The 14,657-nt window shown below is 39.9% G+C and carries 10 protein-coding genes; 4 read left to right on the top strand and 6 right to left on the bottom strand.

Annotation, left to right across the window (positions count from 1 at the left end; all coding sequences use genetic code 11):
* Positions 1–71: 71 nt before the first annotated feature.
* The 5 genes from HMPREF2988_RS00310 to HMPREF2988_RS00290 form a co-directional block, all read right to left on the bottom strand.
* Positions 72–2,069: an RNase A-like domain-containing protein gene (locus tag HMPREF2988_RS00310; RefSeq protein ID WP_070769774.1), complete on the bottom strand. Its 1,998-nt coding sequence runs from the start codon at positions 2,067–2,069 to the stop codon at positions 72–74.
* Positions 2,070–2,384: 315 nt separating this feature from the next.
* On the bottom strand, positions 2,385–3,410 hold the full coding sequence (locus tag HMPREF2988_RS00305) for a LacI family DNA-binding transcriptional regulator (RefSeq protein WP_010731896.1): 1,026 nt from the start codon (positions 3,408–3,410) through the stop codon (positions 2,385–2,387).
* Positions 3,411–3,431: 21 nt separating this feature from the next.
* Positions 3,432–4,439: an aldose epimerase family protein gene (locus HMPREF2988_RS00300; RefSeq protein ID WP_070769773.1), complete on the bottom strand. Its 1,008-nt coding sequence runs from the start codon at positions 4,437–4,439 to the stop codon at positions 3,432–3,434.
* A complete protein-coding gene (gene pgmB / locus HMPREF2988_RS00295) occupies positions 4,432–5,097 on the bottom strand; it encodes a beta-phosphoglucomutase (protein ID WP_070769772.1) in 666 nt (221 codons plus the stop codon). The genes HMPREF2988_RS00300 and pgmB overlap by 8 nt, the downstream gene beginning before the upstream one ends.
* Positions 5,090–7,384 carry a glycoside hydrolase family 65 protein gene (locus HMPREF2988_RS00290; protein ID WP_070769771.1) on the bottom strand — a complete coding sequence of 765 codons (2,295 nt, stop codon included), beginning with the start codon at positions 7,382–7,384 and terminating at the stop codon, positions 5,090–5,092. The genes pgmB and HMPREF2988_RS00290 overlap by 8 nt, the downstream gene beginning before the upstream one ends.
* 258 nt (positions 7,385–7,642) lie before the next feature.
* On the opposite strand from HMPREF2988_RS00290, the gene HMPREF2988_RS00285 reads away from it, so the two are divergent.
* Both HMPREF2988_RS00285 and HMPREF2988_RS00280 read left to right on the top strand, forming a co-directional pair.
* Positions 7,643–9,808: a PTS transporter subunit IIBC gene (locus HMPREF2988_RS00285; RefSeq protein WP_002292610.1), complete on the top strand. Its 2,166-nt coding sequence runs from the start codon at positions 7,643–7,645 to the stop codon at positions 9,806–9,808.
* A gap of 187 nt (positions 9,809–9,995) precedes the next feature.
* On the top strand, positions 9,996–10,826 hold the full coding sequence (locus tag HMPREF2988_RS00280) for an endonuclease/exonuclease/phosphatase family protein (RefSeq protein ID WP_070769770.1): 831 nt from the start codon (positions 9,996–9,998) through the stop codon (positions 10,824–10,826).
* Between the two features lie 101 nt (positions 10,827–10,927).
* On the opposite strand, the gene HMPREF2988_RS00275 is transcribed toward HMPREF2988_RS00280, so the two are convergent.
* Positions 10,928–12,628, bottom strand: coding sequence for a hypothetical protein (locus tag HMPREF2988_RS00275; protein WP_025477158.1), 1,701 nt, complete (start codon positions 12,626–12,628; stop codon positions 10,928–10,930).
* 258 nt (positions 12,629–12,886) lie between these two features.
* Here HMPREF2988_RS00275 and HMPREF2988_RS00270 point away from each other — a divergent pair, with 258 nt between their 5' ends.
* Both HMPREF2988_RS00270 and HMPREF2988_RS00265 read left to right on the top strand, forming a co-directional pair.
* Positions 12,887–14,047: a class C sortase gene (locus HMPREF2988_RS00270; protein ID WP_002292615.1), complete on the top strand. Its 1,161-nt coding sequence runs from the start codon at positions 12,887–12,889 to the stop codon at positions 14,045–14,047.
* A 15-nt stretch (positions 14,048–14,062) separates the two neighbouring features.
* The gene (locus HMPREF2988_RS00265; RefSeq protein ID WP_070769769.1) at positions 14,063–14,506 is read left to right on the top strand and encodes a GNAT family N-acetyltransferase; all 444 of its coding nucleotides are present in this window, start codon (positions 14,063–14,065) and stop codon (positions 14,504–14,506) included.
* The last annotated feature ends 151 nt before the right edge of the window (positions 14,507–14,657 follow it).

The following is a 14,657-nucleotide window of genomic DNA, read 5'->3' as shown; positions in this document are numbered from 1 at the left end:
GCTTATGTGTGGTCAGTGTATGACGAAAAGAGAAAGCGATTCACTGTTTTTGATGCTAGTTTAGTGATGATTTAAAAATAAACAAAAATTTTAGAAAAGGAAGGAGCCGCCCTTGGCGGCTCCTCTTTTACAGTTCTTCGTAAGTCAGGATAAGCGGTTAGGATATAATACTTTCGTTTTTTCCATACGATGTTGGGCATTCTTTGAATAATCACTTTGGCGTAATAGATCGAGTCGTATTGAATATGAGTATCCTGATTTAATCTATAAAACCCCCACCCTAATGTTTTCCCAAGAGCGATTGATTTATACGATCGATAGATTACACGATTACCATCTTGTAAAGAACAATCACCTAGAGGTAATTTGATCGTACCCTCTAAGTATTTTTTATTGGCAGTATAGATCGCGCAGTTGATAAATATCAAAGCTTGTTCCGTAGTATGGAAGGCAGCGGAATAGGTTATGTCCTCCAATCGTGCTCGTAGTGCATCCTCAGACTGTCCCACATGCCGTTCCATCGTATGTCCTTTCCCGCCGTCTGCATACCATTCGTCATAGTACAAATCAAGAGGGGAATACCATTCGAATTCATCGTCATCACCGTCATCCCCTTTGAAGTTTTTGATTGCTTCAAGGACGCGGGCAAGACTCAACGCATTCCATGCAGCGCCCATTGCGCCTTCGACTAATGTTTTACCTGTACCATCTTCTACGATGTCTCCAGTCTCTTCATCTAATACACCTCTTCGCCCATCGATCGTGATTGAGTCATCTATTGGGATGGCTGCTTCACTGTAAGCAAAATCGATCGCCCCCCACTGGTATTCTGGAACGGCTACGCGAGTGTCAGCGTACACGAACTTTCCTGTTGCATCAAGGACAACCGTTTGTCCGTATAAGGTAGCGATTATACCAGAAGGATCGAAGCTTAATCCGTTTTCAGTCGGTGCCAAGACTTCCGCTAAGTTCTTTTGTATATCGGCAGTGCGTGTATGATAGGCTTGCGCCATTTGCTGAGCCGTCTGGACAGCGACTTCTCTTGAGGGTGTTTCGATCACCCCAAATTCAAAAGTGGTGTTTTGCTGGATATATTCCAGAAAGTCTTCTTGAGTCGCAATCTGGCTCATCAAGACAGACATCGGGACACTTAATTCGACTTCATGGACGAAGGAACCGTTGCTACCCCGATGGCCATAATTGTGACCGGAGATCGTCAGTAATGTTGTATCACTGCCGACTCGAGTTTCCATGACACGAACCATTTCCAGTAAGAAGAATTGATCTTCGATGAACATTCGATCAGCTACCGAGGCATCACGTCCGATTACGCCAGTCCGAGCCGTTTCAGTAGAAAGAGAACCATAAGAGATCAGTTTACGAAAAGCCGGATGGTCATTGATCGAAAAGCGATAAGCACCATGATCCGTTGTTCCTGTCAAATATTCCCGCATCAATGCATGACTGGTCACGTCTTGCGCGTATCTTTTTTGCAGACCTTGCGAGAAATTATAGGTACTAGTAGTAGAATCAATTCCCGAAGTGGCAAAAGCGGCCAATTCTTGTTGCAGGGCAGGATTATTGGAAGATAATTCATACAAGCTCGCATTCGTTTTGAGTAAGTCTGCAGTGGCGACGCCTAAGGAGGAACCTAATTGGTAAAAACTATAACCAAGTCCTGCTCCTAGGATAGCAGAAACTACTGCAGCAGAAGCAGGGAGGGAAACCAATGCAGAACTTAATGTAGCACCAACAGCAGAAAAAGGAGAGAGAAAAGAGGAGAAACTGACGCCACCGGTTAAAGGAACCAATGCTGCATTGTGCGGATCTGGTTCTTGGGTAGTGACAGGGATACGAGAGATAGACGGGAGTTCAGGAACAACTTCGGTCGTCGCATGTTGTTCTGCTTTAATCGTATACGTTTCTTGGGCGTGCGTTTGGACAGGCGTGGCAGCAAATGGCAGAAGTGTCAACACAACAAAAAACAAATGAGTGAGTTTTTTCATGTTTTCTCCTTTCAAGAACACGTGCGGCTGATCGACAAGGGGGTCTTTTGCACCTCCGTTCATTCGTATTCGCTTACACATTTAATTATTCTTGAAAAAACAAAAGAATACAAGGCGTAATAGAAAAAATCAATTTTAAAAAATGTTTTTTATATTATTGGTGTTTCCTTCGTGTATTCTCATGGAAGACAGTAGTTATGTCAAATAAACGTTTGTTTTGGATGCATAATCGTTCGCGTAACTGATAAAGAAAAAGAAGTAATAGATTTATTTATTTTAATATTAATGTTATTTAATGTTTTCTTTTCAAAATTATAGAAATAACATATTTTATGTAAAAAACTGACCATAGGATAAATGGTCAGCAAATTCAGTGATTTAACTAAGTTTCGTGCTTTCTAAAGGAACGACTGTCTCTCTTTTGATCAAGCGATGAGGGATGACCAAACGTACGCCGCTACTTAATTCTTCATGAATCAGTTCACGCAGTTTTTGCATAGCGACACGTCCTAATTCGGAGATATCGATATCGATGCTTGTAAGGTAAGGATGTGTCAATGTTGAGAAGATCGAGTTGTTGAAGCTGATGACAGAAAGTGTCTCTGGAATGACATAACCATACATTTGTGCCAACTGCATCGTGCGAAGGGCGAAGATATCGTCAATGACTACCAATGCTGTGGCTTCGTTTTCTTTCAACGTTTTCTCAAAGGTCAGATAATCTTCTGTATGTTCCAGTACTACACTGGAAAACGCAGGAAGATCAGCCATCATCATCGCTTTTTGATAACCGAAATATCGTTCGAAATACAAACTCTCATGAGTCGTATTCGTCACGAATAGGATATTCTTATGTCCGTTCTGAATCAAAAATTCTGTTGCTTGTTTGCCTAGAAGTTGGTTGTCATTATCTACATAAACGATTTCGTTTTCGTGATGATAAGGCTGTCCGATCAAAGTGAAAGGGATATGGTTTTGGTATAAATAATCAATGACAGGGTCTTGACTATCTGAATACACTAGAATAAAACCATCTACTTGTTTTTGTAGATGCATACGCTGGACGTTCTCTAACAGTAAATCAAAATTTTTAGCAGTAGCAATCGCTGTCGTCATATCATAATTCCGCGCTTCTTCGTTGATTGCTTCCATGATCTCAAGATAAAAGGGATTCCCAATCCGCTCTTTTGAATCAAGAGGGGGTAAGATCACGCCGATGGCACTGGAAATGCGTTTTCCTAGATTGCGGGCAGTCATGTTAGGAACATAACCTAGTTCATCCATGATTTTTCGGACTTTCTTCTTTGTTGCTTCGGAAATACTAGGATGATCATTGATAACACGAGAGACGGTCGAGGTAGCAACACCGGCTTTTTTCGCCACATCTTTTACGGTAATAGCCATGATAAAAACACCTTTCTCTTGTTATTGTGCAGAGAACCGATAAATCGTCTGACTGATCCGTTCTTGACCAGGATGGAGGTTGATCGATCCAAAGTTGGGGAAATGAACGATATCAGGGATTTCTTGCGGTTCGATTGCTAATCCGTAGTTTGAATGCATCTGTTTTCCGTTGACAGAGAAATCAGCTTCAAATCCAGTCGTAGAAAATAATACCATACTTTTATTGGAAGTTGCTATAGTCATTTGACGACCAGAATGCTTCTCGAATAATTGTAAGGAAGTTCTGGAAAGCCTAGGATGATGCAAAAGAAATACATCATCTAGTCCAGCTGGATAACAAGCAAGGATTTCTTGCAGTGTTGGAGATTTTCTAAAGTCGATGGGCAGGTCTTCTTTTTTCGTCCAATTTCCAGTAGGTAGTTTTTCTTGATCTAATTCAAGTATACCATCTAAGAAGACCGTTAACTGATGGTCATAGATATCTCTTTTTCCATTTCCTGAAAGGTTGAAGTAGGCATGATTGGTCGGATTGCAGATGGTTTCGACCAGGCTACTGGCAGAGGTCGTCATCTCTAACTCGTTTTTTGTCAAACGGTAAGTGATCGTAGCAGTGATTGGTCCTGGATAGGTAGAAAATTCATCTTTTAAGTAAAAGACCACGCCTATTGATGAAGGAGTTTTGAAAACTTCTACTTCCCAATATTGGAAAGACCAGCCTTTCGTGCCACCGTGGATATGGTGTGATCCGCAGTTTTTTTCCAATCTATGCTCACCCCAAGAAGCATCTCGGATCCTTCCAGCTACAGGTCCGACAGTTGCGCCAAAAAAGCTTTTATCTGTTAGAACATCTTCGAAACGATCGTAAGACAATAAAATATTTTCTGATTTTCCTTCTTTGTCTGGCGCGAAGATTTGATGCAGGCGGGCACCATAGTTGAGAAGAACGACTTCTAAATAGTCGTTCTTCAACGTGATTTTCTTTATTTCAGTCTCTGGAACTGGTACGACGGAGATTTCTGGATTATCCATGGTCATGCCACTTTTCTTTCAAGTAATCGATCGTAAGAAAAGTCGTATCAGGGACAAGCGGGATCTCCTCTCCAAGGTCTTCAGCACGTCCCACGCCAATTGGTTGAGCACCACTTGAGAGGATGGCTTGGATACCGGCTTGCGCGTCTTCGATCCCGATACATTCTTCTGCTTTTAGTCCGACAGCTTTTGCTGCAAGGAGGAAGATATCTGGCGCAGGTTTTCCATTTGCTGCTTCTGCCGGGTCGGCAATAGCGTCAAAGTAAGGTGTGAGACCCATTTTTTCAAGTAGGAAAGGCCCATTTTTACTTGCAGAAGCAAGAGCGATCTTGATTTTTTCTTCTTTTAAAGAATCCAGTAAAGGGACGACCCCAGGGAAGACATCTTTTGGTTCGATCGTCTGGATCATCTCTAAATAATAATCATTTTTTCTTTTTGCTAATTCTGCGAATTCTACCTTTGAAAAAGAGTGTTCTTTTCCGCCATAAGCTAAAAGCAAAGAGAGAGAGTCTTCTCGGCTGACGCCTTTTAGCTGTTCGTTGAATGTGCGGTCGATCGTAATGCCGATTTCCTGACCAAGCTTTTGCCAAGCACGATAATGGAATTCGGCAGTATCGGTAATGACGCCGTCTAAATCGAACAATACCCCTTTAAACATTTGCTTTCTCCTTTCTTAGCGTTATTTCTAGGCGATCCTCTAAAGTGTAAGACTGTTCATAGACGAAAAGTTCCAGAGGCGTACCTTCTAATAACTCGAAAGTAACTTGTTCATCTGTAACTGAGATGAATAATAAACGTCCGCGATAATTGATATGGAAAGAATAAGCATTCCAGGTTTTTGGCAGAAATGGTGCGAATTTCAATTGATCATGGGCGGTTTTCATTTGAGCGAATCCTTGGACGATCGACAACCAGCTGCCAGTCATGGAAGTGATGTGCAAGCCGTCTTCTGTGTCGTTATTGTAATTATCCAGATCCAAGCGAGCTGTTCGTTGGTACATTTCTACAGCTTTGTTTTCCATTCCTAATTCTGCTGCTAAAATCGAATGGATACTTGGTGAAAGGGAAGACTCATGGACAGTCATTGGTTCATAGAAATCAAAGTTTTTTTGTTTTTCTTCTTTTGTAAAAGTATCGTTGAAGAAATAAATTCCCTGTAATACGTCTGCCTGCTTGATGAAGCAAGATCTAAGGATTTTGTCCCAAGACCAATGCTGGTTCAGAGGAAGATCGCTTGTGGGAATATCGGATACAGGCATGAGATCTTTATCTAAGAATGTGTCATGCTGGACAAAAATACCTAATTCTTCGTCCACTGGGAAGTACATGTTCTCTGCGATATCTTTCCATCTAGCTAGTTCTTCTTCGCTGATAGTGATAGCAGCTTCTTCTTGATAAGTTAAATAATTTTCTCGCGTGTAACGCAAGACCCAAGCTGCGATCGTATTTGTATACCAATTGTTATTGATGTTGTTTTCATATTCATTTGGTCCAGTCACTCCGTGGATCATGTATTTATTTGCTCGTTTTGAAAAATGGACACGGTCTGCCCAGAAGCGGGCGATTTCTGCTAAAACTTCCAGACCTTCATTTTTCAAATATTCTGTATCACCGGTGTAATTCGTGTAATTGTAGATTGCATAGGCAATCGCACCATTTCGGTGGATCTCCTCGAAAGTGATTTCCCACTCGTTATGACATTCGACGCCAGTGAAGGTGACCATAGGATAAAGCGCGCCTTTCAATCCTTGCTGCTGAGCGTTGTGGATCGCTTGCGGCAGTTGGTTATGCCGGTATTTCAGAAGATTCTTAGTTACTTCGGGTTTGGCTAAAGCGAGATAAAGAGGGACTGCATACGCTTCTGTATCCCAGTAAGTGGCACCGCCGTATTTTTCTCCTGTGAATCCTTTGGGTCCGATATTCAATCGTTCATCTTCGCCGTAGTAAGTAGAGAATAGTTGGAACAAATTGAACCGAATACCTTGCTGTGCTTCTTCATCTCCTTCGATGACCACATCGGCAAGCTTCCATCGTTCTGCCCAAGCCGCTGTTTGTTCTTCTTTTGCTTGGATATAATTGTTTGTCTGATTTGCTAATTCTGAGACGGCTTTTTCTGCTTGCTGCGCTTCTGGGATATCTCGACTAGTAAGAACGATGATTTCTTTCTCTACTGTCCATGTCTCGCCTTGAGATAATTCAGCAGACAGGCAACCATGTAAGGCTAAAGTATCTTCGTGATAGTCAGGAACGACTGCTTTTCCGTTAACGAAATGACGCATTGCTGCAGTAACAGTGAATTGTTCGATCCCGAAGTTGTTTGGAATAGTTTTAGTTGTTAAATAGCCGATTTCTTCTATGGTTCCACGATCGATCTCATTCCAAAAATGTTCATCATAGTTGCTGTCTTCGTTTTGGACATTTCCATCCAATTTCGATACGAGGTCGACTGTTCCATTACCTTCAAGCATTTCTATAGTCAAATGGATGTAAGCTGCTTCTTTTTTGACAATGCTTAAAAAACGTTCAAAGGAGATACGTACTTTATTAGTAGAAGTAGTGATTGTGAACGTACGAGATAGCACACCATTTTTCATATCTAGTTCCCAATAAAAATCTTCTGGTTCCAAAGAAGCCAAGTCGATCAGCTGATCGTTGATCGAAATATCTATTGCGATAAAGTTCAAGGCATTGATTACTTTTCCAAAGTACTCTGGATAACCGTTTTTCCACCAGCCGACACGTGTCTTATCAGGATACCAGACACCAGCCAAATAAGTACCTTGATGGTGGTCTCCTGAGTAAGTTTCTTCAAAGTTCCCACGCATCCCCATATAACCGTTTCCAATACTTGTCAAAGATTCTTGCAGTCGAAGATTTTTTTTATCTAATTGGGTCGTGCTGATTTTCCATGGATCAATAGCAAATAGTCGTTTGATCTGTTTCATTGTTCTCCTCCTAATGAGCTGTTTTATACGTTCATAATAAACGCAACCGATTGCGCAAGTCAATAGACAATAGGAAATATTTCATAGAAAAAAGCATAAAAATAAAATTTTTTCGAGCTATTTATAGAAGGAAACTTATGTATTATGGGTTTTGTAGAATGGTATAGACAGAAGAATAAAAAATAAAGCATTTACAAAAAAGAAAACGCACGCTATAATACATTTAACGAAACCGATTGCGTAAAGGAGCTAAACGGAATGAAAAAGATATTTAGTTTTGAGTTTTGGCAAAAATTTGGAAAGGCTTTAATGGTTGTGGTGGCAGTGATGCCAGCAGCTGGATTGATGATCAGTATAGGGAAATCAATTCCTTTGATCAATCCTGAGTGGACGCCGCTTGTTACAACGGGCGGAGTAATAGAAAATATTGGTTGGGCAATTATTGGGAATCTTCATATTTTATTTGCTTTAGCAATAGGAGGAAGTTGGGCAAAAGAACGGGCAGGTGGGGCATTTGCTGCTGGGATCTCATTTATTTTGATCAATCGGATCACTGGGGCCATCTTTGGGGTCACAAGCGATATGCTTGCGAATGAAGATGCGTTTACTCACACTCTTTTCGGTACGAAGATCATGGTTAAAGGGTTCTTTACAAGTGTATTGGAAGCACCAGCTTTGAATATGGGTGTATTTGTAGGGATCATCGCTGGTTTTGTCGGGGCAATGGCTTATAATAAGTACTATAATTATAGAAAATTACCGGATGCTTTGTCTTTCTTCAATGGAAAGCGCTTTGTTCCGTTTGTCGTTATCTTATGGTCAACGATTGTGGCATTGATTCTTGCTGTTGTGTGGCCAAACGTACAGGCCGGAATCAATAATTTTGGTTTATGGATTGCAGAATCACAGGAAAGCGCACCGATTCTAGCACCGTTTTTATTTGGTACATTGGAACGTTTGCTATTACCGTTCGGATTGCATCATATGCTGACGATTCCTATAAACTATACACAGCTTGGCGGATCGTACGAGATTTTATCAGGCGCACAGGCAGGAACACAAGTTTTTGGACAAGATCCGTTATGGTTAGCTTGGGCCACTGATTTAGTGAATCTTAGAGGTGCAGGGGATATGTCGCAATATGAATTTGTGTTGCATAACTGGACACCTGCTCGTTTCAAAGTAGGACAAATGATTGGTTCTTCGGGTATTTTGATGGGGATGGCATTTGCGATGTACCGTAATGTCGATCCTGATAAGAAAGCAAGATATAAATCAATGTATTTTTCAGCAGCGTTAGCTGTCTTTCTAACAGGTGTAACAGAACCATTGGAGTTCATGTTCATGTTTGCGGCTGTACCATTATATGCCATTTATTCAGTCATTCAGGGAGCGGCATTTGCGATGGCAGACATTTTACCATTGCGGGTCCATTCATTTGGAAATATCGAATTGCTGACGCGGACACCATTAGCTATCAAAGCGGGTCTAGGTGCAGATCTTATCAACTTCGTGTTATGTGTGATCGTTTTTGGTGTTGTTACGTATTTCTTAGCAAATTTCTTGATCAAAAAATTCAACTTTGCTACACCTGGGCGTAACGGAAATTATGACAATGACAGTGAAGAAACCACTGTATCTAACAGTGGAACAGGAACTGCAGACCAGCAAGTGGTGCAGATCATCCATTTGTTGGGCGGAAAAGAAAATATCAAAGATGTCGATGCCTGTATGACTCGTTTACGTGTAAGTGTAAACGATCGGGAAAAAGTTGGGACTGAAGAAGCCTGGAAACGAGCAGGAGCAATGGGACTGATCGTCAAAGACAATGGAGTCCAAGCAGTTTATGGACCAAAAGCAGATGTCTTGAAATCAGATATCGAAGATCTGCTGCAATCAGGAGCAGAGATTCCAGAGCCGCAAATGGTTTCTACAGGAAATGGACAAGCAGATAGCAAGAAATACTTAGGCATAGAACAAGAACTAGTTTCCGCAGCTTCTGGGGAAGTGATTCCTTTAGCTGAAGTAAAAGATCCAGTATTCTCACAAAAAATGATGGGTGATGGCTTTGCTGTTATCCCAACGTCAAGAGAAGTTGTTGCGCCGATCGCTGGAAAAGTGACAAGTATTTTCCCTAGCAAACATGCAATTGGGCTAGAAACGAAAGAGGGCGTCGAAGTTTTGATCCATATGGGGATTGATACAGTCCAAATGAATCAGTCAGCTTTTGAGATTGCTGTCAAAGAAGGACAAGAAGTAGGAACAGGAACGAAATTAGCTGAAATGAATCTTGAAGTGATCCAAAACGAAGAAAAAGATCCAACGATCATGATCGTATTTACGAATGATAAAGTGGAAGAAGTAGTGATCAAGCAATTAGGGACAGTGGCAGCTGGTAAAGTGATCGGCTCCATTAAAATATAAAGGGAGGTTGTGAAATCAGCGTCCTGACCTGAGTATTAGAGAAACAAACGTAAAAATAGCTCCTCATATTTTGCCGTTTTTGAGCTAATACCGAAGGTCAGCTGATTGAACACTGTTTACTGGGGAGGTTGTGACAAAATTTTGTCACAACCCCTTTTGTTTCGAAATGAAGAGAAGGAGAAGAACCATGAAATTCATGACATTGAACACACATAGCTGGCTTGAGTCAGAACCAGAGAAAAAATTACAGGAATTAGCAGATAAGATCCTGTTAGAAGATTATGAAGTGATCGCTTTACAAGAAATCAACCAATTACTGGAATCTGAAGAAGCAGACCCTGCAAAACTAATGAAGTTCTGTCCAGTAGAGAATCAAGTTCCTATCCGCAAAGATAATTTTGCCTACTGTTTAGTCCAGCTTTTAAAAGAACAAGGAAAAGAGTATTTTTGGAGTTGGGAAATGAGCCACATCGGTTATGATAAATATGAAGAAGGAAATGCGCTGCTTGCGAAAAGACCATTGGAAAGTCAGGTCCTCACCGTCTCCGAATCTCAAAAGAAAGAAGATTATCGGACGCGCAAGATCTTGATTGGGAAAACAAAGATAGATGATCAAGATATTTTTGTCTCTAGCTGCCACTTTTCTTGGTGGACAGATAAAAAAAGCGGCTTTTATTTTGAGTGGAAAAACTTGGAAAACTACTTTTTTGAAACTCGCGCACCACTTTTTTTCCTAGGTGATTTCAATAATCTGGCAGATTCTGAAGGTTATCATATAGTAAAGGAAAGTGGTCTTCTTCTTCAAGATTCGTATGTTATCGCGAATGAAAAAGGCAAAGCTGCTACTGTGGAAAAGAAGATTGATGGTTGGGAACAAAATACAGAAAAATTGCGTATAGATTTCATTTTTGTCCCTGAAGGAGTACAAGTAAAAAAATATCAACGGATTTTTGACGGGATCGATAGTCCAATCATCAGTGATCACTATGGGGCTGAAATCGAAATAGATGGACGATGAACGAACAAAAATATGACACAAAAAACTAAACAAAATAAAACTCTCCGATCGATCCTACCGTTCGGAGAGTTTTTTTTGATTGGATGTATCATCCGTTTTGACTAAGCATGTAGATGCTTGTATCTATGATAAATAAATAAGCACAGCAAGGTAAACCAACCAATCAAAGTAAGAGAAAGAATGAAATAGAAATAGATCGGCGTTCGATAATGAAGCGTAAGCTCGTTGATCCCTTTTTGCTGATTCACGATTGGGGTCCCGATATCCGTTAATTCATAATCAGTCAATGTTTTTCCATTTTGCTGTAGTACAGTCCGATCATAAACGATAACAGGGATATGAACCGTTTTGTCCCCAGTATTTTTCCACTTGATTGTCAAAAGACCGCCTGGATGTGTTTTTATGAAAGTTGTTTCGTTTTCTAATATTTCTTCGTTATATCGGTCGTATTTGTTGTCTTTTGTCTCCTTATAGATTGGCAGATAGTCAGGGGTGGTTTTTTGGAAAACGAATAAGCTGGTAGACATATCTTTGCTGAAGAATGTTTTCCTTGCTTCTTCCGGTGTATCGAATAGATAAGTATGTCGACTGACAAATGTTTCATTCTCCCACTTTTCTAGATGCTGGTATAAGTTTTGGATCGTCTGTGCAGAAAAAATAAGAATACCCAATATACCTAAAAGACGGAACCACTTTTGCTCAGACCATTGATTTAGTGATAGGGCAAGGTAAAGCAGAAGCAATAGCGTAAATGGGACGAAAAATCGAAATGGAAACTGAATTAAGCTAATAAAAGGCACATTTTTTTCGATCAATGTCGTCCATGGAATCAAGCTAGTAGAAAGAAAAAAGAAAACAAGACTTGTATACAACACGATTTTTTGGAACAAGGTATTCTTTTGTTGAAAGAAAATAAAAAGCAAAAAACCTGACAATATCAATATCGGAAAGGCTTTAGGATAATGAAGCCAATAACTGCCATCCAGGTCGATCGCCTTTTGACTCATTTCTCTGTTAACAAAGGGAGGAAGAATCTTATTCCCGCTGTAAACAATAGCCAGTCCTGCCCAAATATTTGCTGTCAGGACAAAATAAAGCAAGACCGACTTGATCAGTTGAAGCAGTGCTTTTCCTTTTTCAGTCTGGTTAAAAAAGTAATAAAGATAAAAAGGAATATACATCAAGGCTAACATGATCGAAGACAGTAGATGAATCTGCGTCATAAGTCCAACTGAGATCGCAACTTTGATTACAGGAAACTTTTTATGAAGGACGAAATCAACAATAGGGATCATGCATAAAGGATAGAAACAAGTCCCCCAACTAGTGAATCCTTGATTGATAGACCAATATTGAATAGAATACGTACTCATGAATAAAACGGCTACTGGTACACTTACCCAGTTCCGAACATTGACATATCTTAGTAAGATCAGCATAGAAAATCCTGAAATAAGATAAAGAATAAAATTTGAAAGAATCTGATAGTGAAACCAACTACCTGCAAGCAACACGATCAATCCTTGTAAATAAGCAAAAAATGGGCCGTAAACGGCATTAACGATCCTACCGCTTTGCTGGAATCCATAAAGGGAAGGAAAATAGTGGAAATCCCCATGTTTGATTTGTTGCGCAGCATCGTAGAACCGATTGTAATGGAAGGGGGCATCAGCACCCAAAATTAGTTTATGTGTGAATAAATGAGGCATGAGAAATGCCAAAGCAATGAAAAAAATTGCTAAAAACGGGCCATATTTTTTCAATTGTCGAACTCCTTTGCAAACTTTAGATAAATTCATCATATATCCTATGCGGTAGGGAGGCAAGAAATTAGAAAATTCATGAAAATATTTATGAATTTTACAAGAAAAACATAAGTGAAATTTCTAAGGAGAGAGGATGTGGCAAAGCCATGTCGCATTCCTTGTTTTGAGTCAAAATTTTCTTAATACTCGAAACAAAGTAGCTTTTTCACAATCTCATCGGCTTTCATTTTCTATTTTTTTCCTGAACCCATATAATAAAAGAAAGAACAAAAAAACTTGCAAGGGAGGACGCATGTGAAGCAGAGAAAGCAAAAACAGTCTCGTCGGCTTTTGTTTCGTTTATTTTTATTGATATGTATCGTCGTAGGGTTACTAATCGCTTTGTATCCATTTTATGTGGATTCTTTAAATAGTCTTATGGATCAAAAACGAATGGAACAAGTACAAAAACGAACCGCAGCCGAAAATGAAGCGCAGCGAAAGAAAATGGAGGAGCAAAACCAACGATTAACTGACCAAGGATTCAATCCTGGGGCTGATCCTTTCGATGAACAGAACAGAAATGAAAGCACGACATCCGGCCAATTAGAGGAATGGCTGATCGGAAGTATCAATATACCTAAAATCCAAATAAATATTTCACTTTATGATCGGCTTAACGGCATGATTCTTGAGAATGGAGCAGGTGTCTTACAAGGAACTTCTTTCCCACTTGGTGGAAATTCGACGCATTCAGTGATTTCTGCTCACAGTGGGTTACCCAATCGACGATTATTTACCGAGTTAGATCGTTTAGAACACGGAGATACGTTTATTTTGACTGTTTTGGGGGAGAAATTGGCTTATCAAGTTGGGAATATACAAGTGGTACTACCAGATGACACGTCTGTTCTAACGATTGAAGAAGGAAAAGACTTAGTTACCTTGCTTACATGTACACCGTATATGATCAACACGCATCGTTTGCTAGTGACGGGACATCGGATTCCTTATAGTGAATCGGTAAAAAACGAAGAAGAAAAAGGAAATCAGGAAAGAACTTTGCGACAGTTGCTTATTCTTGCAGGAACGATAATAGCTGTAGTCATACTGTTACTGTTTATTGGTCGACTGATTTATCAGTATCGGTTAAGTAAAAAAGTGCTTGATTTTTCATTTATTATAAGTGATTCAGCAGGAAATCCAGTAAAGGGTGGCTCATTTATTTTGAAACATAAGAAAAAAACACTTACTAGAAACGGTGTGCCGTTTTCAGTGCAAAGCGATCATTATGGGAAAGTCAAGCTGGATCAATTGCCTGGTGGGACTTATCGAATCGTGTCAGTTGATGATCCTAAAGTCGCTGCTTCTTTTGGTATCAGAAAATTAAAACAAGAAAAGATGTACTTTTTTGAGGGGCGAAAACTGGTGAAAGAGCTTCAAAAAAATGGTTTTTGGTTTAAACTCAATGACTAAGTAAGGAGAGAAAAAATGATTCGTACAACAACAGAATTGTCTGCTGAAGAACTGGAAACTGTTCTATCGATTTGGCTGCATGCTAATTTGGATTCTCATGGATTCATCTCACCAACTTATTGGGAGAGTCAAATAGAATCTGTTAGGAAAGCTTTGCCAGAGGCAGTGATTTACTTAGCAGAAATAGATCAAGAAATCGTCGGTTTTGCTGGGGTGATTGATCAGTTCATCGCAGGGATTTTTATAAAGAGGGAATATCGGCAACAAAAAATCGGTACGCAACTAATGAAAAAAATAAAAGAAACCAATAAAACACTGACTTTGACAGTCTATCAAAAAAATCAATCAGCTATTCATTTCTATCTTTCACAAGGCTTTGCAATTCAAATACTGCAAAAAGATGAAGCAGTAAATGAGAAGGAGCTTGTGATGCAATGGAATCAAACCAATGATTTTTGATGAACAGAGTAACGAAATAATGCTCCCAGCCTAATTTTTGCTGGGAGCATTATTTCATTTTGAAGTCACTAATTTAACTGTGTGAAGATGCAGTTGTTACGACCTTTGATAAACGGTGTTCAAAGCTTGCATCTGCGGTAATAAGCTCAAC

The sequence above is a fragment of the Enterococcus sp. HMSC061C05 genome (assembly GCF_001814765.1).
Classification (GTDB): Bacteria; Bacillota; Bacilli; order Lactobacillales; family Enterococcaceae; genus Enterococcus_B; species Enterococcus_B lactis.
This window is presented reverse-complemented; position numbering and strand designations above follow the sequence as displayed.